The organism is Dyella marensis, assembly GCF_900112865.1.
In the GTDB taxonomy this organism is placed as follows: domain Bacteria; phylum Pseudomonadota; class Gammaproteobacteria; order Xanthomonadales; family Rhodanobacteraceae; genus Dyella_D; species Dyella_D marensis_A.
In genome coordinates this window covers 571,707-591,903 of the sequence record NZ_FONH01000002.1, presented here as the reverse complement: position 1 = coordinate 591,903, position 20,197 = coordinate 571,707, and the positions used below count along the sequence as shown (strand labels likewise).

The window sequence follows — 20,197 nt, the reverse complement described above, 5'->3', positions numbered from 1 at the left end:
CCACGTGCCAGTCCAGGCTGCGGCATCTGCTTAGGATTTGGACTATGACATAGCGCCAGCCACGCTAGGATGATTCCTTTGCGGCTTTAGGACGATGCCATGTCCGAACGAATCGTCGAGTCCACCATCATCGACGCCCCCGTGGCGATCGTCTGGGAAAACCTGACGCAGCCCGAGCTGATGCGCGCCTGGATGGGCGAGCCGGCCATGAAGCTTGAAGTCGAAGCGGACTGGCGTGTCGGTGGCAAGGTGAGCGTGCGTGGCGTCCACACCGGTCGCTTCGAGAACCGCGGCACGGTGCTCGCGTTCGAGCCGCCGATGCGGCTGAGCTATACGCATCTGAGCTCGGTATCCCGGCTGCCCGACTATCCTGCCAGCTACACGGTCTTCGAGTTCCGCCTGAGCGCGATGGGCGAACGGACCCGGCTCGATTTCGAGGCCAGCGGCTTCCCCACCGAGGTGATCTTCAGGCACCTGGCCTTCTACTGGGGCGGCACGCTCGATGCGATCGGCCGGCAGGCGGCATCGTTCTACAGGGACAGATCCATCTCCACCAGGTCTTAGCCACCACCGAACCCATCCGCTTCGACGCGCTCACGGCGAAGCCGAAGCGCGCGAAGAAGCCCTGGCTCATCGGCGTCGTTTCGACCAGCACGCAGGTGAAACGGCCTTGCGCACGGATGCGCGCCGGTCGCGCGGCCAGCAGGCGCGTGCCGGGACCAGGGCCGTGCAGGTCGCAACGGATCATGCCCCACACCAGGCCGGCGGTTCCTGCCCGCGGATGGGCCGCATAGCCGCCGCAGCCGAGCAGGGCGCCGGGCGCCGTCGGCATCCTCGCGCACGAAATACCGCGTGCCCTCCTCGTCGATGCCGGCAAGGCAATCCGTGCGCTCGTGCGCACCGAAATCATCGGGCACGTTGCCTTCGAACAGGGCGATGCAGACGGCCAGATCGTCGGGGCTGCAGGGGCGCAGGTCGGGGAGGGCGGTCATGAGGTCGGTGGATGCGGCGTCGAGTTTAGGAATTTACTCAATGGAAAATTCCATCGCTGCGCCACATGCTGAGGCTTAGTCATTCGCTGAGACCGGTCGCTTTCCACGCCTGCGGTGCTTTATCCATTTCCTAGTGTTTTGGATTGCGCCGATTGTTTTCTCTGCCGCTGCTGATGGAACGTTGCCGCCGGCGAAAGGGAAGAGTGTTGCAGGTCATCGGCATGCGAGGAGGACAACATGATCGGCCGGCTTCCGGGTATGGCCCTTGGAGCGTGCCTGTTCGTTTCGGTAGAGGCCGTGTCGGCCGATCTGTACTGGTGCGACCGATGCACGCCGGAGCAGGAAAAAACCATGCTGGCGCGCATCGATCACGGCCGGACCTGGTCCGAAGTCTATGTGGGCGACCCGTCCACGCGCAGCTTGCATAAGTACGGCGTGGCGCGCAGCTGGGGGCAGGCGGTGCCTTACGACGTGCGGCGCAAAGGGACGGAGCCGGAGATCGAATCGGCGTTCGCGCAGCTGCTGCGCTTCCACGATGCCGCACCGGCCGGCTGGAAGAAGACCTACACGCTGCGTATCGTCGATGCGGCGCGGGACGCCTCCGATTATTTCAACCGCCAGGCGATCCCGGTCTTCGACTATCCCGACCCGGCCGTCTCGGTCTACGACGTGCTCGGCGACGTACGGCAGCGCCGCTTCTTCGAGGGCTATGTGCAGGCGGACATCCTGCGCAGGATTCCGCTGGACCTGGGCATCACCCGGCGCAGCCTGGCCTATCTGCATACGGTGGACGACGCGCGCAGTCCGACCGTCAGCGTGCGGGTGCAATTCATGGACGGCAGCCGAGTCGTGGCGCGGCTGGAGATCGCCGATGGCCTGATGGTGAAGATCGACGAACGCAGCGCCCGCGATGCGCGGGATCGCGCCATATCCGCGCTGCCGCGGCCCGGCGGCAGCGCGCCGCGCATGTGCAGGGCTCCGGCATCCTCCGAGACGGAATTCGGCCGGTGGCATCGATCGCATCGGCCAATGGCCGGCACCGTGTCCGGCGTGGATGGCTGAGGCGGATGCGGCACGCGTAAATCGGAGTTCGCCCCATGGCGATGACTTCGATGTTTACGCATCCTTGTCGAGCTCGCTGCGGTCATGGTGGCGGCCTCGATGCTCGAGTGCAGAGCGGCCCGGGCTTCGAGTGTTCCAGCGGTACTCCAACGCCGTACCCTTTCACCTCCGAGGTGCGCATCTCGGGGGTGTTTTTTTGCCGCTCCGCCGCGCCCCCGCATGGCCGGCACTCACCGGCCTTACGGGACCCGGACCTCCATCGCCAGGAATGTGACGGCCCCAGCAGATGCCCGCCAAGGCCGCGGCCCCACCTCCAACCGTCATGGCCGTTGAGTTAGCTTTCGCCCGTATCCATGCGCCGGTCGTTCCCGGGGCCTGGCGGCATGCAGGACGCTGCCGCCTCCCGTGTCATCGCGCGCCGACTTGCCGTAGGGGGAATGTGAGCATGCTTCTTCGTCGTTCGACCTGGCGCGCCTTGCCGGTAGCGCTGGTATCGCTGTGGCTGGCGTCCTGCACCAGCGCGCCGGTCAAGTCCGGACAGCCGGTGGTGGTGGCCGACCACGCCCGCTTCTCCTTTCTCACGCCGACCCTGGTGCGCATGGAGTATTCGCCGGGCGGCGCCTTCGTGGACGCGCCGACCGCGGTGATGAAGAAGCGCGACTGGGCGCCGGTCACCGTGCACGTATCGCGCGAGAACGGCTGGCTGGTGGCCGGCACGGACGCCATGACCCTGCGCTACCGGCTCAATTCCGGCCCGTTCAACGCCACCAACCTCAAGGTGAGCTGGAACGAGACCAGGCCTGCCGGCAAGCCCGGCGAATGGCATCCCGGCGCCGACGACCCGCAGAACCTCGGCGGCCTGACCTATTCGCTGGACAACATCAGCAAGGCCAACCTCACCGGCAATCCGCTGGAAAGCCCGGTGAACAACGTGATTCCCGGCATCGAGGTGAAGCTGGAGCAGGCCAGGCCCGGCCTGCTCAGCCGCAGCGGCTACGCCTTCGTCGACGACAGCGGCACGCCGCTGTGGAACGCGGGTACGCAGTGGATCGAGCCGCGCAAGGAGCGCAACGAACAGGACTGGTACCTGTTTGCCTACGGCGGCGACTACCGCAAGGCGCTGGGCGAATACGCCCAGCTCAGCGGTGCGATCCCGATGATCCCGCGCTACGTGCTCGGTCCGTGGATCACCGACTTCAACTTCGAATACTTCCCCGGCACCGCGGAGGCCAGACAGCCGGCCTTCCAGCGCTACAACCAGAAGATGCTGGAGGACCAGGTGACGCGCCTGCGCAATGCGCGCATCCCGTTCGACACACTGGTGCTGGACTTCGCCTGGCACAACTACGGCTGGGACGGCGGCTACGACTGGAGTCCGCTGATCCCGCAACCGGACCGCTTCATCACCTGGCTGCACGGGCGCGGCGTAAAGCTCGGTCTCAACGACCATCCCGGCTACGCCAATACGCAGGAGAGCATCCTTTCCTTCGACGACAGCCATGCGCCGGCGGTGCTGCAGGACCTGGGCAAGCCGCCGCTGGTGCGGCCGTCGTTCGACCTGGACCTGTCCAGCCGCTGGCGCTTCGCCATCGATCCGCGCGACGTCGGCGTGAACGCGAAGTGGTACGCGGCGGATTTCGACGCGCGCAACTGGAAGGCGATCCAGGCCGACCGCTCGTGGCAGGTACAAGGCCAGCCGAACTACGCCGGCGTGGCCTGGTACCGCGCCGACGTGCGCCTGCCGGCCGACCTGCCCAAGACGCTCTATCTCGTGCTCGGCGAGGTGGACAAGAGCTACCGCGTCTTCGTCAACGGGCAGGAGCTTCAGCACAGTCAGGTCCAATGGCCGCAGCGGCTCACCTATACCGACATCGCGGCCGTGGCCAGGCCCGGCGACCTGCTCCACATCGCCTTGCGCGTAGAGCCCGGCCGCGGCGGCGGCGGACTGTTGCGCGGGCCGGTGGCGCTGCGCGACGTGCATCCGCCGGAGCGCATCGCCTTCGACCTGTCCAACCAGCGCGAGGCCGAGATCTTCATGCGTCGCCTGCACGAACCGCTGATGCGCCAGGGCGTGGACCTGTGGTGGGTGGACGGCGGCGGCGGGGCGACCGGCATGCCGGGCCTCAATCCGCAGTTCTGGACCAACAAGGTGTTCTACGACTTCAGCGCGCAGGCCACCGGCAAGCGCGCCTTCATCCTCGGCCGCTATGGCGACTGGGGCAGCCAGCGCTATCCCGGTTTCTTCACCGGCGATACCTATTCGGAATGGCCGGTGCTGGCTTATGAAGTGGCATTCACCGCGCGCGGCGGCAACGTGCTGGTGCCCTATATCAGCCACGACATCGGCGGCTTCCACGGCGCGAAGCTCGACTTCGACCTCTACGCACGCTGGATCCAGTTCGGCACCTTCAGCCCGCTGCTGCGCATGCACAGCGCGCACGCCAACCCGCGCGAGGGCAATACGCGCATGCCGTGGCTGTATGGCGAAAAAGGCATGGCACTGATGCGCAAGTACTTCACCCTGCGCACCCAGCTGATCCCCTATATCTATTCCTACGCCTGGGTGGCGCACCAGGATTCGCTGCCGCTGCTGCGGCCGCTGTACCTGCAGCAGCCGGAGCTGGAAGAAGCCTACAAGCAGCCGTACGAATATTTCTTCGGCGACGACCTGCTGGTGGCGCCGGTGCTGGAGGCCAGCGGCCAGCGCACGGTGTATCTGCCGCCGGGGCAGTGGGTCGATTTCTTCAAGGGCAAGCGCTACCAGGGCGACAGCACGTTCACTGCGCGCTACGCCGTCGACGACATGCCGGTATTCGCCCGCGCCGGCGCCATCGTGCCGATGCAGCCGCCGAGCGATTACTCGGATGCGAAGCCGCTGGATACGCTGATCCTGCACGTATTCGGCGATGGCGACGGCAGCTTCTCGCTGTACGAGGATGACGGCATCTCGCTGGACTACGACCAGGGCGGCCACGCCATCACCGCGATGCACCACACCACCGGGCAGGATGGCGGCAACGAGTTGACCATCGATGCGGCTCAGGGTGAATTCAAAGGGCAGGTGCAGCGACGCGCGTACGAACTGCGCGTGCATATGGCGAAGAAGCCCAGTGCGTTGAGCGTCAACGGCAAGCCCGGGCCGGCGTGGCGTTGGAATGCCAAGGAGGGTGTGGCAACGGCGACGGTGCCAACGCGTTCGGTGCATGAAGCAGTGCACTTGAGTTGGCATTGAGCGGACGTGACGCTTTGCAGCGCATGCTGCTTGCCGCGCTGTGCGCCGTTGCTCTAGGCGGTTGCGCCACCTCGATGGAGCGGACTTACCGTGGCGAGTATTTCCAGAATTTCGAGAGCTCCGCCTTGACGCCCGCCGGCGGTGGCGCGCCGCTATGTGTCCATAGCGCCCAGTTGGCCGAACGGTTGGGAATGCAGAGCGCAACCGTGCGTGCGAATGTCACGGTTCGCGGGCGGTTGAGCAAAAAGGGCCGTTACTGCAACCTCGGCGCGTATGAGCGCGTGCTGACCATCACCGGGATTGTCGATATCAGCGACGTGCGCGCAGGCAACGAATGAACTGCCCGGTCCCTATTGCGTTGTCTGCCCTTCGCGCCGATCGGTGCCAACAATCGCATGGAGCCTGGCGTAGGTTGGGATGAGCCACAGGCGAACCCCAACATGGCGTACCCAACGCACCACATGGTTGGGGTTCGCCGTTGGCTCACCCCAACCTACGCAGGCTTTGTACAGCCGCTGGCCCTGGTTCCCTGGCCAAGACAACCCCATCTCGGCGTAGACTCCACCGGCGCTGCCACCCGCCGACCCAAGGAACGCCATGACCGAACAGGCCACTCCAACGCCGCACGCGGTTTCCGTCCGGGGCATAAGCAAGACCTACAAAGGCGGCTTCCAGGCCTTGAAGTCGATCGACCTCGATATCCGCCGCGGCGAGATCTTCGCGCTGCTCGGCCCGAACGGTGCGGGCAAGACCACGCTGATCAGCATCATCTGCGGCATCGTCAAGCCCAGCGCCGGCACGGTGAGCGCCGATGGCCACGATGTGCTGCGCGACTATCGCCTCACGCGGGCAAAGATCGGCCTGGTGCCGCAGGAGCTGTCGACGGACGCGTTCGAGACGGTGTGGGCCGCGGTCAGGTTCAGTCGCGGCCTGTTCGGGCGCGCCCGCGATGATCGGCACATCGAGAAGGTCCTGCGCGATCTCTCGCTGTGGGAAAAGAAGGACGCGAAAATCATGACGCTGTCCGGCGGCATGAAGCGGCGCGTGCTGATCGCCAAGGCGCTGGCGCACGAGCCGAGCATCCTGTTCCTGGACGAGCCCACCGCCGGCGTGGACGTGGAGCTGCGCCACGACATGTGGGAGATGGTGCGCCGGCTGCGCGCCACCGGCGTGACCGTCATCCTCACCACGCACTACATCGAGGAGGCCGAGGAAATGGCCGATCGCGTGGGCGTGATCACGCGCGGCGAGCTGATCCTGGTGGAAGACAAGCGCGCGCTGATGCGCAAGCTCGGGAAAAAGCAGCTGTCCATCAGCCTGAAGTCGCCGATCCAGGCCTTGCCCCAGGGCTTGGACGAGTACGCGCTGGAGCTGGCCGACGACGGCGCGACCATCACCTACACCTTCGACGCCCAGGGCGAGGACACCGGCATCGCCGTGCTGCTGCGCAAGCTCGGCGATCGCGGCGTGGACTTCAAGGACCTGCACACCTTGGAGAGTTCGCTCGAAGATATTTTCGTCAGCCTGGTACGGGGAACGCGATGAACCTGCCCGCCGTTCGCGCCATTTACCGTTTCGAGATGGCTCGCACCTTCCGCACGCTCACCCAGAGCATCGTTTCGCCGGTGCTGTCGACCTCGCTGTATTTCATCGTGTTCGGTACCGCCATCGGCTCGCGCATGGGCGAGATCGGCGGCACCAGCTACGGCGCCTTCATCATTCCCGGGCTGATCATGCTGTCGCTGCTCAACGAAAGCATTTCCAATGCTTCGTTCGGCATCTACCTGCCGAAGTGGTCGGGCACCATCTACGAGCTGCTCTCCGCGCCGGTCTCGCCGCTCGAGGCGGTGCTCGGCTATGTCGGGGCGGCGTCCACCAAATCGGTGATGCTGGGCCTGCTGATCCTGCTCACGGCGCGCTTCTTCGTGCCTTACAGCATCCTGCATCCGTTCTGGATGGTGGCCTTCCTGCTGCTGACGGCGGTCACCTTCAGCTCGTTCGGTTTCATCATCGGCCTGTGGGCCGACGACTTCCAGAAGCTGCAGGTGATCCCGTTGATGGTGGTCACGCCGCTGACCTTTCTCGGCGGCGCGTTCTATTCGATCGGCATGCTGCCGCCGTTCTGGCAGAAGGTCGCGCTGTTCAATCCGGTGGTGTACCTGATCAGCGGGTTCCGCTGGAGCTTCTACGGCCAGTCCGACGTCAATGTCGTCTTGAGCGCGGGCATGACCGTGGCGTTCCTGCTGGTCTGCGCGGTGGCGATCGCCTGGATCTTCCGCACCGGCTACAAGCTGCGTTCGTAGCGCGCGCAGCCTAGCGCCAGAGCACGTCCCGCCCGATCCGCCGCACGTCGGTCTGCCCCGTCAGCGCCATGCTCACGCTCAGCTCGCGGCGGATGATCTCGATCGTGCGCGCCACGCCGTCCTCGCCCAGCGCGCCCAGGCCGTAGAGGAAGGCCTTGCCGATCAGGCCGGCGCGAGCACCCAGCGCGAGCGCTTTCAGCACGTCCTGGCCGCTGAGGATGCCGCCGTCGAACAGCACGTCGAGCTTGTCGCCCACGGCGTCGGCGATGCGCGGCAACACCTCGATGCTCGCCGGCGCGCCATCGAGCTGGCGGCCGCCATGGTTGGACACCACGATCGCGTCGACGCCGTGCGCAGCGGCGAGGCGTGCGTCTTCCTCGTCCATGATGCCTTTGAGGATCAGCTTGCCGGGCCACAGCTCGCGGATCCATTCCAGGTCCTGCCAGTTCAGCGTGGGATCGAACTGGTTGGCGATCCACTGCGCCAGCGTGGTCAGGCTGTCGGTGCCCTGGATGCGGCCGGCCAGGTTGCCGAAGGAGCGGCTGGGCGCGCGCAGCATGCTCCAGGCCCAGCGCGGCTTGCTCATGACGTCGAACAGGTTGCGCAGGGTGATCTTCGGCGGCACGCTCAGGCCGTTCTTGATCTCGCGATGGCGCTGGCCCTGCACGGTGAGGTCGGCGGTGAGCATCAGCGCCGAGCAGCCGGCGTCGCTGGCGCGGCGGATCAGGTCGCGCGCGAAGCCGCGGTCGCGCATCACATAGAGCTGGAACCAGAACGGCGCCTGCACCGCATCGCGCACCTGCTCGATCGAGCAGATCGACACCGTGCTCAGGCAGAACGGAATGCCGGCCTTGGTCGCGGCGCGCGCGCCGAGGATCTCGCCCGCGCCGTGCTGCAGGCCGGTGAGGCCGGTGGGAGCGATCGCCAGCGGCATCGAGATGGGCTGGCCGACCACACTGGTGGCCAGCGAGCGCTGGTCCACGTTCATCATCACGCGCTGGCGGAACTTGATGCTCTCCAGCGCGGCGCGGTTCCCGCGCAGGGTCACCTCGTCATAGGCGCCGCGGTCGGCGTACTCGAAGAAGGCGCGCGGCACGCGGCGGCGCGCCAGCTCGCGCAGGTCCAGCACGTTGGTGATCGGCGTGGCCATGCTGGTGCTCCCCTCAGTGCAGCGCCGCGACCGTCTGCTCGCTCCACACCGGGCCGTCGGGGAAGCGGTACTCGACCAGTGTGCTCTCGTGCATGCGTGCCGAGAAGCCCGGCGCGGTGGGCGCGAGGTAATGGCCGTCGCGGATCGTCACCGGGTCGTCGAAATGCTCGTGCAGATGATCGACGAACTCGATCGCGCGATCGTCCTTGCGGCCGGTGATCGCCACGAAGTCGGCCATGGCCAGGTGCTGCACCAGCTCGCACAGGCCCACGCCGCCGGCATGCGGGAACACGCGCACGCCGAACTTGGCCGCCATCAGCAGGATCGCCAGGTTCTCGTTGACGCCGCCGACGCGCGCGGCGTCGATCTGCACCAGGTCGACCGCGCCGGCCTGGAACAGCTGCTTGAAGATCACGCGGTTCTGCGTGTGCTCGCCGGTGGAGACCGGCACGGACACGGCGCGGCGGATCGCGGCATGGCCGAGCACGTCGTCGGGGCTGGTGGGCTCCTCGATCCAGGCCAGGTCGAAACCTTCCAGGCGGCGCAGCCAGTCGATCGCGGCGTGCACGTCCCAGCGCTGGTTGGCGTCCACCGCGATGGCCACGTCCGGCCCCACGGTCTGGCGCACCAGACTGCAGCGGCGCACGTCGTCTTCCACGCTCAGGCCGACCTTGAGCTTGATGGTGCGGAAGCCGTCGGCCACCGCTTCGCGGGCCAGGCGCAGCATCTTCTCGTCGGTGTAGCCGAGCCAGCCGGGCGAGGTGGTGTAGGCGGGGTAGCCCTCGGCCAGCAGCTGCTCGATGCGGGCGGACTTGGCCGGTTCCGCCGCACGCAGCATCTGCAGGGCCTCGTCGGGGGTGATCGCGTCGCTGAGGTAGCGGAAGTCGATGGTCGCGACCAGCTGCTCCGGCGTCAGTTCGGCGATATAGCGCCACAGCGGCTTGCCGGCGCGGCGGGCGGCCAGGTCCCAGCCGGCGTTGATCACCGCGCCGATGGCCATGTGCATCACGCCTTTCTCCGGCCCCAGCCAGCGCAGCTGCGAGTCGCCGACCATGCGCGCGGCGAAGCCGCCGAGGTCGTTGGTCACTTCGTCCAGCGTCAGGCCGACCACATAAGGACGCAACGCATCGAGCGCCGCCTTCTGCACGTCGTTGCCGCGGCCGATGGTGAAGGCCAGGCCATAGCCGGCCAGGGCCGGATCGTCCGTGCGCAGCACGGCGTAGGCGGCGGAGTAATCCGGATCCGGGTTCATCGCGTCCGAACCGTCGAGCTGGCGCGAGGTGGGAAAGCGGATGTCGTAGGTGTCGAGCGCGGTGATCTTCACCGGGGCGTGTTTCGCCATGCGGCCGGCCTCCCGATGCCGGTAGAGAAATGTGTAGGTGTGCGGCGCTCAGCGCGCCGCGGATGCATCGGCCGGATGGGCGCGGACCTGCTGGCGCTGCCGGCCGAGACCGTCGATGCCCAGCTCGATCACGTCGCCGGGACGCAGGTAGGTCGGCGGCTTCAGGCCCAGGCCCACGCCGGCCGGCGTGCCGGTGCTGATCACATCGCCAGGCAGCAGGGTCATGTAGCGGCTGATATAGCTGACCAGTTTCGCCACGCCGAACACCATGTCGCTGGTGTTGCTGTCCTGGTAGCGGTGGCCGTTCACTTCCAGCCACAGGTGCAGGTTCTGCGGGTCGGGCACTTCGTCGATGGTGACCAGCCAGGGGCCGAGCGGGCCGAAGCTGTCGCAGCTCTTGCCCTTCACCCACTGGCCGCCGTGCTCGAGCTGGAACTCGCGCTCCGAGAGATCGTTGATCACGATGAAGCCGGCCACGTGCGCCAGCGCCTCGTCGACCGAGACGTCGCGCGCGGTCTCGCCGATCACCACGCCCAGTTCCACTTCCCAGTCGGTGCAGGTGGAGCCGCGCGGGATCACCACGTCGTCGTTCGGACCCATGATCGCGGTGGTGGCCTTCATGAACAGCACCGGCTGCGCGGGCACTGGCTGGCCGGTTTCCGCGGCGTGGCGGGCGTAGTTCATGCCGACGCAGATGATCTTGCTGACCGGCGCCACCGGCGCGCCGAAGCGCGGCGTGCCTTCCACCTCGGGCAGGCTGGCCGGATCGATCGCCGCCAGGCGGGCGCGGCCTTCGCGGCCGAGCACGTAGGGATCGATGTCGGCGACGTGCTCGGACAGGTCGCGCAGCGCGCCGTCCTTGTCGATCAGGCCGGGTTTCTCGTTGCCGTGGGCGCCGTAGCGGACCAGTTTCATGTTCGATTCCTCAGTTGGACCAGCCGCCGTCCACGATGTGCACGGTGCCGGTGGTGAAGGCCGCTTCGTCGGAGGCGAGATAGAGCGCGAGCATGGCGATCTCCTCGGGATTGCCCAGGCGCCCCATCGGCTGGCGCTCGACGAAGCCGCGCCACACCGCGTCCTCGTCGCCGCCCAGCGCGCGCACGCGGTCGCCCAGCGACGGCGTCTTCACCGTGCCCGGGCAGATCGCGTTGCAGCGGATGCCGCGGCCGACGAAGTCGGCGGCGACGGACTTGGTCAGGCCGATCACCGCGGCCTTGGTGGTCGAATAGGCGAAGCGGTTGGGCACGCCCTTGATGCTCGAAGCGACCGAGGACATGTTGACGATGCTGCCGCCGCCGCGCTCCAGCATGGCCGGCAGCACGCGCTGGCACAGGTGGAACATGCTGTCGACGTTGATGGCGAAGGAGCGTTTCCAGGCCGCGTCGTCGGTGTCGAGGATGGTGCCGGCGTGCACGTAGCCGGCGCAGTTGAACAGCACGTCGAACGGCGGATGGCTGGCGACCAGGCGGTCGATCTGCACGGGGTCGGTCACGTCCAGGCGTTCAGTGCGCAGTTCCGGCGCTTCGGCCGACAGCGCGGCGAGCGCCTGTTCGTCGATGTCGGTGGCCAGCACGCGCGCGCCTTCGCGGGCGAAGGCGAGGGCGGTGGCGCGGCCGATGCCGGCGCCGGCCGCGGTGACCAGCGCATGCTTGCCGGCGAGACGGCCGCTCATGCCGGCAGCTCCGACGCGGAACGAAGATGGCGAGCGATCATGAGGTGATCTCCTTGCGGTGCGGATGGGAAGTCGGCGCGAGGCGGTAGAAGGCGGCGGCGTTGCCGCCGAAGATCGCGGCCTCGTGGCCGGGGGCGAGGCGGTGCGCATAGGCGCGCGCCAGGTCGATCCAGTGCGCGTAGTCGCCGCGCAGGGTCAGCACCGGCCAGTCGCTGCCCCACAGCAGGCGCGACGGGCCGAAGCAGGCGAACAGGTGCTCGACGTAGGGCGCCAAGGCGCTTTCCGGCAGGTTCGGCGCCAGCTGGGTGAGCAGGCCGGAGAACTTGCACTGCAGCGAGCTGCGCTGCGCCAGCGCGGCGATCGGCGCGGCCCAGGCGTCGAAGCCGGCGACGCCGTCGATCGCCGGCTTGCCGCCATGGTCGAGCACGGCGCGCAGCTGCGGCTCGCGTTCCAGCCGCGCGAGCAGCGCCGGCAACTGGTCCGGGCGCACCAGGGCGTCGAAGGCCAGGCCGTGCCGTTGCAGGCTGGCGAAGGCGGCGTCGAGTTCGGGACGGGCCAGCCAGTGCGGGTCCTCGATGTCCTGCGCCATCGGGCGCAGGCCCAGCAACAGGCCGTCGCCGTCGCGCACCAGCGCGGCGATGCGCGCATCCACGTCGGTCGCCTCGAAATCCACCCAGCCGACCACGCCGGCCACGGCGCGGTCGGCGCGGGCCAGTTCGAACAGGAAGCGCGTTTCCGCCTCGGTCGGTGCGGCCTGCACCAGGATCGCGCGCGTTACGCCGGCGGCGGCGCGGTGCGGGTCGAGTTCGAACGGCAGGAAGTCGCGCCGCAGCACGTGTGGCGCGTCGGCCAGCCAGCCGTAGTCGCCGCGCTGCACGCGCCAGTAGTGCTGGTGGGCGTCGATTACGCTGGCGTGGAGCGGATTCATGGCGTCACCGCATGCTCGCCCAGCAGGCCGGCGGCGCGCAGCCGCGGCCACAGCTGTTCGGGCAGCGCCGTATCGCGCCGCGCGGCGGCGGCGTCAGCCTCGGCCGGCGTGCGCATGCCGCACACCACGGTGGCGACGGCCGGATGGAACAGCGGGAACTGCAGCGCGGCGGCACCGACGCTGGCGCCGGCCTCGGCGCAGACGTCGTAGAAGCGCTGCGCCCGCGCGCGCACCGCGGCATCGGCGGGCGCGTAGTTGTAGGTGTCGCCGGGCTGGTCGCCGCCCAGCAGGCCGGAGTTGTACGGCGCGGCGGCGAAGATCGACACGCCGCGCTGCAGGGCCTCGGCCATCACCTGCGCGCCGTGCTCCTGCTCGAACAGGGTGTAGCGGCCGGCCAGCATGATCACGTCCAGCTCGAAGCGCGGCATCACTTCCAGGCAGACCGCTTCCTCGTTCACGCCCAGCCCGATCGCGCCGCACACGCCCTGCGCGCGCAGCTCGGCCAGCGCGGGCAGGGCCTCGTCCAGGGCCTGGCGCAGGATGCGCGGATGCCCGGCGCCGTGGGTGAGGGCGCCGATGTCGTGCAGCAGCAGCACGTCGACATGCTCCACGCCCAGGCGGCGCAGGCTAGCGTCCACCGCGCGGCGCACGCCGTCGCGGCTGTAGTCGAACACCGCGCGTTTGCCGGCCACGTCGAAGCCGTCGGCCAGCGCATCGCGGCCGGGCGCGTCCTCGATCAGGCGACCGACCTTGGTGGACAGGGTGTAGCTGGCGCGCGGCACGCCGGCCAGCGCGGCGCCCAGGCGCTGCTCGGCCAGGCCGTAGCCGTAGTAGGGCGCGGTGTCGAAGTGGCGGATGCCGTGCTGCCAGGCGCGCTCCACCGCCAGCCGGGCGATGGTCTCGTCCACCCCGGCGTACAGGTTGCCGATCGGGGCGCCGCCGAAGGCCAGCCGCGATACCGCGGGGCCTCGCCGGGGCGCGTGCCGTCCGGCGCCGTGCGGGTTGGGAATGCCTGGATCAGCCATGCAGAAACTCCGCTGAGCGTCCCCCGGAGCCGGCCTCGAAGGCGGACCTGGCGGGGACTTTGGCCCATGCGCGCGCCCCTCTCCGTGCCCCGCGCCGGGTATCGAATCAGTGTGCACCTATGAAATGTGTATTTACAAGTGGAATACGGCCAGTTCGTAAGGACGATGAAATTTGTGTTGCAACGCGACTTGAAACGATCTAAGTAAATATGAACCATCGGTTCGCCGGTGAATGTCGGCGACGTTCCGTTGGCCGGCGCCATCGCCGCTGCGGCGGCATCTGGGGATGAAGGGGAGGCTAGGCGTGGACCGGCACGAAACCACTTCAGCGTTCGCTGGCGCCGCCTGGCCCGTGGACGGCGCGCCTCCCGCGGCGGACCGTACACCCGCATCCCCCATCGCGACATCGGAAGGCTCGCCCACCATGACCGCGCACGCCAGCCGCCGCCCGTTCCTCGCCGCCGACGTCGGCGGCACCCATGCGCGGCTGGCGCTGATGGCGCCGGGCAACCGCGGCGGCGGCCCGGTAGTGCAGGCGTACCGGATCTTCCGCTGCGGCGAGCACGCCAGCTTCGCCGCGATCGTGCGCGCCTTCCTCGACGGCCTCGGCTCGCGCCCGCGCGAGCTGGTGCTGGCCTGCACCGGCTGCGCGCACGAAGGCGTGCTGATCAACGAAAGCCTGCCGTGGCGCATCGAGCCGGCCGCGCTGGCCGCCGAGTTGCGGCTGGACGAAGTGCACCTGCTCAACGATTTCGTGGCCCTGACGCATGCGGCGCCGTACATCGACACCGCGCGTTCGCCGCTGCTGCATGCCCCCGCGCGCGCCGCCTCGGCGCCCGGCCCCATCGTGGTGGTGGGACCGGGCACCGGGCTGGGTGCCGCCGTGCGCCTGCCGGGTTCGCCGTCGGTAGTGCTGCCCAGCGAAGCGGGCCAGATGCAACTTGCTGCGCGGGTGGGCCGCGAACAGGACGTGATGCGCCTGCTCGCCGGGCGCGATACGCACATCTCGTACGAAGCCGTGCTGTCCGGGCCTGGCGTGCTGCGCGTGTACGAGGCGCTGTGCCGCGAGCAGGGCAAGGTGCCGGCCTGCGCGGAGCCTGCCGCGGTGACCGCCGCGGCCATCGAAGGCAGCGATCCGCGCGCCAGGGAAACGCTGGACCTGTTCTGCGGCTGGCTGGGTTCCTTCGCCGGCGACCTGGCCATGCTGTACCAGGCCACCGGCGGCATTTACCTCGCCGGCGGCTTCCTGTCCCGCCTCGCCGGCTATGTGCGCGGCAGCAGTTTCCTGGAGCGCTTCCTCGACAAGGGCGTGATGCGCCCATTCCTGGACAACGTGCCGGTGCGCGTGGTCGATCACGGCCAGCTCGGCGTGATCGGCGCGGCCAGCTGGTTGCTGGACCGGCCGGCGAACCGCTGATGCAGGCATCCCTGGTTCGTCCCGGCGCACTGGCGCTCGCGCTGCTCGCATCCGGCGCGGCCGACGCGCGCGCCACGCCGCTGGCGGCTTGCGCCGACATCCCCTTCGAGCAGCAGGCGGACGGCCTGCACTTGCGCCTCCCCACTGCCCCCACAGGACTGCATGCCCATGCCTATCGCATCGAACTGCACTGAGCCGCGCCCGCTGCGCTGGCGTTTAGCCGTCGCATTGCTGTGCGCCTGCGCCGGCTTCGCCGCGCACGCCCAGGACGCCACCGCGCCCACTGCGCCCACCGCCAAGACGCAGAGCCCGCGGCGCAACAGCGAGATCTGGCAGCAGGCCAGCGCCAAGTTCGAGCCGCAGCGCCAGGCGCTGCTGGCGGAAGTGGAGAAGGGCGACGGCGCCGGCCCGTTCCGCGCCGACTGGGCGTCGCTGCAGGCTTATCACTCGCCGGCGTGGTACGACGACGCCAAGTTCGGCATCTTCATCCACTGGGGCGTGTACTCGGTGCCCGCGTTCGGCAGCGAGTGGTATTCGCGCAACATGTACGTGCAGGGCAGCAAGGAGTTCGCCCACCACGTGGCCACCTACGGGCCGCAGGCGAAGTTCGGCTACAAGGACTTCATCCCGATGTTCAAGGCGGAGAAGTTCGATCCGGCGGCATGGGCCAGGCTGTTCCGCGAAGCCGGCGCGCGCTACGTGGTGCCGGTGGCCGAGCACCATGACGGCTTCGCCATGTACGACTCCAAGCTCAGCGACTGGACTGCGGTAAAGATGGGCCCCAGGCGCGACGTGATCGGCCAGCTGGCCAAGGCGATCCGCGCCGAGGGCCTGCATTTCGGCCTTTCCTCGCATCGCGCCGAGCACGACTGGTTCATGGGCAACGGCCGCGAGTTCGCTTCCGACGTCAACGATCCGAAGTACGCCGAGTTCTACGGCCCCGCGCAGCTGCGCATGAGCGGCCCGGACAGCGACAACCTCTCCGGCGACTTCACCTACGTCTCGCAGGCCTGGCTCGACGACTGGCTGGCGCGCACCACCGAGCTGATCGACGACTACCACCCGGACCTCATCTACTTCGACTGGTGGATCGGCCATCCCACCTTCCGCAACTCGCTGCCGAAGATGCTGGCCTACTACTACAACCAGGGCGCGACGCGCGGCGGCGTGGTGGTCAATTACAAGTTCGGCGAGTTCGCCGACGGCGCCGGCACCTACGACGTGGAGCGCGGCCGCCTCACCGGCATCAATCCCACCCATTGGCAGACCGATACCTCGATCAGCAACGACTCCTGGGGCTACGTCGAGCACGACACCTACAAGCAGCCGCAGGAGCTGATCCAGCTGCTGGTCGACGTGGTGAGCAAGAACGGCAACCTGCTGCTCAACATCGGCCCGCGCGGAGACGGCAGCATCCCGCAGGCCGCGCAGGACACCCTGCGCTCGATCGGCCGCTGGCTGAAGACCAATGGCGAGGCGGTCTATGGCACCACGCCGTGGCGCCAGTTCGGCGAAGGTCCGACCGAGGTCCAGGGCGGATCGTTCCAGGAAACCAAGACCAAGCCGTTCACCGCGCAGGACTTCCGCTTCACCAGGCACGGCAACAGGCTCTACGCGATCGAGCTGGCCTGGCCGGCGGACGGCAAGGCGGTGATCCATGCGCTGAAGGCGGAAGACGGCGTGAAGTCGGTGACCCTGCTCGCCAACGGCAAGTCCGTGCCGTTCAAGCAGGCCGACGACGGCCTGCACCTGACCTTGCCGGCCAAGCCGGTCGGCGAATACGTGTACGTGTTGCGTATCGAGCTGGGGAGCAAGTGATGCGGCGCCTGTTCTTCCTCGCCTTGCTGCTGGCCCCCGCGCTGGCCTGCGCGCGCATTCCCGGCGCGATGTTCTATCTGATGGGCACGCCCAAATCGATGGCCTCGTTCGAGGCGCATGCCGACAAGATCGGCGTGGTGGTGCCGACCTGGTATCACGTGGACGAAAGCGGCCTGGTCTCCGGCGAGCCCAATCCGCTGGTGATGCAGCTGGCCAGGCAGCACCGCATGCCGGTGATGCCGATCCTCTCGGCCGGCGGGCTGCGCGACAAGTTCCACCAGCTGCTGCACGACGAGGCGGCGAAGAAGGCGATGATCGCCGCGCTGGTGGAGCAGGGCACCAGGCACGGCTATCTCGGCTTCCAGTTCGATTTCGAGAACATCGACTGGAACGACCGCGACGCGCTCAGCCTGATGACGAAGCAGACCGCCGAGGCGCTGCACAAGCACGGCCTGCAGCTGTCCATCGCGGTGGTGCCGAACGCTCCGGGCTACGCCGGCGGCGGCGGTTTCGCGCAGTGGATGTGGAAGTACTGGCGCGGTGCCTACGACCTCAAGGCGCTGGGCCAGTCGGCCGACCTGATCTGCCTGATGACCTACGACCAGCACACGCGCTGGACCACGCCGGGCCCGGTGGGCGGCATGCCGTGGACGGTGCAGCACCTGGAGTACGCGCTGACCCTGGTGCCGAAGGACAAGCTCTCGGTCGGCATCGCCACCTATGGCTACCACTGGTACACGGCGGATCCGCGCCGCGAGGACGGCAAGGAGGAATCGAACATCGCCGCCGCCTACATCGACGCGGACGAGTCTTTCCCGCTGGCCAGGCAGTACGGCGCCACCATCCAGTGGGATCCGGTGGAGCACGAAAGCTGGTTCTGGTTCTACCGCGACGGCATGCGCGAATGGGTGTTCCTGCCCGATGCGCGCGCCTTCCGCGACCGCGTGGCGCTGGTCAAGCAATATGGGCTGCAGGGCTATTGCTCGTGGGTGCTGGGCGCCGAGGATCCGAAAGTATGGGACGAGCTGCCGGAGGCCACGCGATGAGGAAGGCTAACGTCCTGCGCTGTGGCGTGGCCGTGGTAGCCCTGGCCTGGGCTGCGTTCGCGCATGCCGGGCTGGCGCTGGTGCCGTATCCGCAGCACGTGGAAGAGGGCAAGGGCAGCTTCGTGCTGGACCCGAAGGTCGGCATCGAGGCGCCGGCCGATGCGCGCTCGAAGGAGATCGCCGCGTTCCTGCACGACGCCGTCGAGGCGCAGGCCGGCATCGACCTGCACATGGCGGGCAAGGGCCGCCGCATCGCGCTGCGCCTGGATCCGGCGCTGGCCGGCGAGGAAGCCTATCGCCTGGAGGTCACGCCGCGCGGCATCGAGATCCGCGCGTCCACCGACCAGGGCCTGTTCTGGGGCGTGCAGACGCTGCGCCAGCTGCTCCCGCCGGATGCTTCCGGGTCGGCCAAGGTAACGATACCAACGGTGCGCATCGAGGACGCTCCGGCGTTCGGCTATCGCGGCCACATGCTCGACGTGGGCCGGCATTTCTATCCGGTGTCCTTCGTCAAGAAGCAGTTGGACCTGATGAGCTACTACAAGCTCAACGTGTTCCGCTGGCATCTCACCGAGGACCAGGGCTGGCGCATCGAGATCAAGCGCTATCCCAAGCTCACCGAGGTCGGCGCCTGGCGCACCGAGGCCGACGGCAGCCGCTACGGCGGTTTCTACACGCAGGAGCAGATCCGCGAAGTCGTGGAGTACGCGCGCCAGCGCAACATCATGGTGATTCCCGAGATCGAGATGCCGGGCCACAGCTCGGCGGCGGTCGCGGCCTACCCGGAGCTGTCCTGCGCGAAGAAGCCGATCGCGGTGCCGACCGGCTGGGGCGTGTTCAGCGACGTGTTCTGCCCGGCGGACGAGAACGTCTACGTGTTCCTGCAGAACGTGCTGGACGAAGTGCTGCCGCTGTTCCCGTCGCCGTACGTGCACATCGGCGGCGACGAAGTGCCGGCCGGTGCGTGGAGCCACTGCGAGGACTGCGACAAGCTGATCCGCGAGCAGGGCCTGGAGAACGAGGCCGGCCTGCAGAGCTACTTCATCCGGCGCATGCAGGTGTACCTGGCCGGCAAGGGCAAGACCATGATCGGCTGGGACGAGGTCCTCGAAGGCGGCGTGGACCCTGCCGCGGTGGTCGAGGTCTGGCGCGGCGATGCCGGATTGGGCAAGGCGTTCGCCAATGGCAACCGGGTGATCAACGCCAGCCCGTACTACCTCGACTCGCCGCTGACGCGGCTGACCGTGGAGAAGCTCTACCTGGTCGATCCGCTGGGCAATGCCGACTTCGCGCAGAGCAAGCAGGTGCTCGGCGCCGAGGCCCCGTTGTGGAGCGAGCGCGCCGATCCGCTGAACGCCGAGCAGCGCCTGTACCCGCGCCTGCTTGCCTTCGCCGAACGGCTGTGGCGCGGCGGCACGGCGGACGCCGCCGCCTATGCGGATTTCCACCAGCGCCTGGCCGCGCAATACCCGCGCCTGGACGCCTGGCAGGTGGCGTATGCGCCGGAAGACCGCGACACGGCCGCTTACGCGGTCAGCGCCAATGCCGCGCACGACGGCTGGCGGGTGAGCGCGCAGCGCGGCTTCGACGACGTCGTCAGCCACTACACGACCGACGGCAGCGAGCCCACGGCGGCATCGCCTTCGTTCACGGATGTATTGGACTTGAAACAACCCGGCACGCTGCGCATCGTGCCGTTCCGCCGCGGTCGCGCCTACGACCATCCGCGCTCGTTCCAGCTCGAGCGCAGCGCCGCCTTCGGCGCCGCCGCCAGCACCGATCCTGCCCCTGACGCCGCCTATAGCGGCCATGGCGCGGCGACGCTCACCGACGGCCTGCTGGGAGGCGTGGAGTTCAAGAACGGCGCATGGCTCGGCTGGGAAGAGCAGGACCCCAAATTGAGCCTGGACCTGGGCAGCGTCACCGAGCTGCACGAGGTCAGCGTCGGCGTGCTGCAGCAGGACGAATCGTGGATCTGGTGGCCGCGCAAGGTGCGCTTCGCCGCCTCTGCGGACGGCAAGCACTGGACCACCCTGCGCGAGGTGAAGATCAAGCCGATCGAGCGCGACCACGTGGGCCATATACAGCGTGTGGCCTATACGGCCTCCCGGCCGTTCAGCGCACGCTATCTGCGTATCGAATTGACCCGCCATCCGGCGGAAGACGAGCGCCATACCTGGACGTTCGTCGACGAAATCCTGGCGCGCTGA

Annotated in this window: 18 protein-coding genes; 11 read left to right on the top strand and 7 right to left on the bottom strand. The window is 68.2% G+C overall.

The features are described from left to right. Nucleotides 1-99 precede the first annotated feature (99 nt). Nucleotides 100-564, top strand: a complete 465-nt coding sequence (locus BM172_RS05515; protein WP_051548963.1) for an SRPBCC family protein — start codon at nt 100-102, stop codon at nt 562-564. Here BM172_RS05515 and BM172_RS22100 read toward each other — a convergent pair. Continuing rightward, nucleotides 561-992 carry a hypothetical protein gene (locus tag BM172_RS22100; protein ID WP_143096469.1) on the bottom strand — a complete coding sequence of 144 codons (432 nt, stop codon included), beginning with the start codon at nt 990-992 and terminating at the stop codon, nt 561-563. The two genes, BM172_RS05515 and BM172_RS22100, sit on opposite strands and share 4 nt — an antisense overlap. Nucleotides 993-1,229: 237 nt before the next feature. Between BM172_RS22100 and BM172_RS05510 the strand changes: the two genes are divergently transcribed. The 5 genes from BM172_RS05510 (at nt 1,230) to BM172_RS05490 (ending at nt 7,589) form a co-directional block, all read left to right on the top strand. Further along, nucleotides 1,230-2,054 (top strand): hypothetical protein, encoded by an 825-nt coding sequence (locus BM172_RS05510; protein ID WP_143096468.1) that lies wholly within the window; start codon nt 1,230-1,232, stop codon nt 2,052-2,054. A gap of 445 nt (nt 2,055-2,499) precedes the next feature. Beyond that, nucleotides 2,500-5,286 carry a glycoside hydrolase family 31 protein gene (locus BM172_RS05505; RefSeq protein WP_026636341.1) on the top strand — a complete coding sequence of 929 codons (2,787 nt, stop codon included), beginning with the start codon at nt 2,500-2,502 and terminating at the stop codon, nt 5,284-5,286. Nucleotides 5,287-5,309: 23 nt separating this feature from the next. Next, nucleotides 5,310-5,624, top strand: coding sequence for a hypothetical protein (locus tag BM172_RS05500; RefSeq protein ID WP_026636342.1), 315 nt, complete (start codon nt 5,310-5,312; stop codon nt 5,622-5,624). A gap of 259 nt (nt 5,625-5,883) precedes the next feature. Then, complete coding sequence (locus tag BM172_RS05495; RefSeq protein ID WP_026636343.1) at nt 5,884-6,831, top strand: ABC transporter ATP-binding protein; 948 nt, start codon at nt 5,884-5,886, stop codon at nt 6,829-6,831. Continuing rightward, nucleotides 6,828-7,589 carry an ABC transporter permease gene (locus tag BM172_RS05490; RefSeq protein WP_026636344.1) on the top strand — a complete coding sequence of 254 codons (762 nt, stop codon included), beginning with the start codon at nt 6,828-6,830 and terminating at the stop codon, nt 7,587-7,589. Before BM172_RS05495 ends, BM172_RS05490 begins: the two co-directional genes overlap by 4 nt. Nucleotides 7,590-7,599: 10 nt before the next feature. On the opposite strand, the gene BM172_RS05485 is transcribed toward BM172_RS05490, so the two are convergent. Genes BM172_RS05485 through BM172_RS05460 form a run of 6 tightly spaced genes read right to left on the bottom strand, consistent with a single transcriptional unit; the run spans nt 7,600 to nt 13,706 of the window. Continuing rightward, entirely contained in the window at nt 7,600-8,739 is a 1,140-nt protein-coding gene (locus BM172_RS05485) for an alpha-hydroxy acid oxidase (protein WP_026636345.1), read from the bottom strand. 13 nt (nt 8,740-8,752) lie between these two features. Beyond that, nucleotides 8,753-10,081, bottom strand: a complete 1,329-nt coding sequence (locus tag BM172_RS05480) for an enolase C-terminal domain-like protein (protein ID WP_026636346.1) — start codon at nt 10,079-10,081, stop codon at nt 8,753-8,755. A gap of 48 nt (nt 10,082-10,129) precedes the next feature. Then, nucleotides 10,130-10,996: a fumarylacetoacetate hydrolase family protein gene (locus BM172_RS05475; RefSeq protein ID WP_026636347.1), complete on the bottom strand. Its 867-nt coding sequence runs from the start codon at nt 10,994-10,996 to the stop codon at nt 10,130-10,132. Nucleotides 10,997-11,006: 10 nt separating this feature from the next. After that, nucleotides 11,007-11,753 (bottom strand): SDR family oxidoreductase, encoded by a 747-nt coding sequence (locus tag BM172_RS05470; protein WP_026636348.1) that lies wholly within the window; start codon nt 11,751-11,753, stop codon nt 11,007-11,009. 37 nt (nt 11,754-11,790) lie between these two features. Further along, nucleotides 11,791-12,681, bottom strand: coding sequence for an amidohydrolase family protein (locus BM172_RS05465; protein WP_026636349.1), 891 nt, complete (start codon nt 12,679-12,681; stop codon nt 11,791-11,793). Then, on the bottom strand, nt 12,678-13,706 hold the full coding sequence (locus BM172_RS05460; protein ID WP_081805251.1) for an aldo/keto reductase: 1,029 nt from the start codon (nt 13,704-13,706) through the stop codon (nt 12,678-12,680). The genes BM172_RS05465 and BM172_RS05460 overlap by 4 nt, the downstream gene beginning before the upstream one ends. A gap of 424 nt (nt 13,707-14,130) precedes the next feature. Here BM172_RS05460 and BM172_RS05455 point away from each other — a divergent pair, with 424 nt between their 5' ends. The 5 genes from BM172_RS05455 to BM172_RS05435 are packed head-to-tail and all read left to right on the top strand — an operon-like array spanning nt 14,131 to nt 20,197. Continuing rightward, nucleotides 14,131-15,123: a glucokinase gene (locus BM172_RS05455; RefSeq protein ID WP_026636350.1), complete on the top strand. Its 993-nt coding sequence runs from the start codon at nt 14,131-14,133 to the stop codon at nt 15,121-15,123. Beyond that, on the top strand, nt 15,123-15,317 hold the full coding sequence (locus BM172_RS05450) for a hypothetical protein (RefSeq protein WP_026636351.1): 195 nt from the start codon (nt 15,123-15,125) through the stop codon (nt 15,315-15,317). The genes BM172_RS05455 and BM172_RS05450 overlap by 1 nt, the downstream gene beginning before the upstream one ends. Then, a complete protein-coding gene (locus tag BM172_RS05445) occupies nt 15,292-16,941 on the top strand; it encodes an alpha-L-fucosidase (protein WP_231504237.1) in 1,650 nt (549 codons plus the stop codon). The genes BM172_RS05450 and BM172_RS05445 overlap by 26 nt, the downstream gene beginning before the upstream one ends. Continuing rightward, nucleotides 16,941-17,987 (top strand): glycosyl hydrolase family 18 protein, encoded by a 1,047-nt coding sequence (locus BM172_RS05440; protein ID WP_026636353.1) that lies wholly within the window; start codon nt 16,941-16,943, stop codon nt 17,985-17,987. The genes BM172_RS05445 and BM172_RS05440 overlap by 1 nt, the downstream gene beginning before the upstream one ends. After that, the gene (locus BM172_RS05435; protein WP_177218786.1) at nt 17,984-20,197 is read left to right on the top strand and encodes a glycoside hydrolase family 20 protein; all 2,214 of its coding nucleotides are present in this window, start codon (nt 17,984-17,986) and stop codon (nt 20,195-20,197) included. Before BM172_RS05440 ends, BM172_RS05435 begins: the two co-directional genes overlap by 4 nt.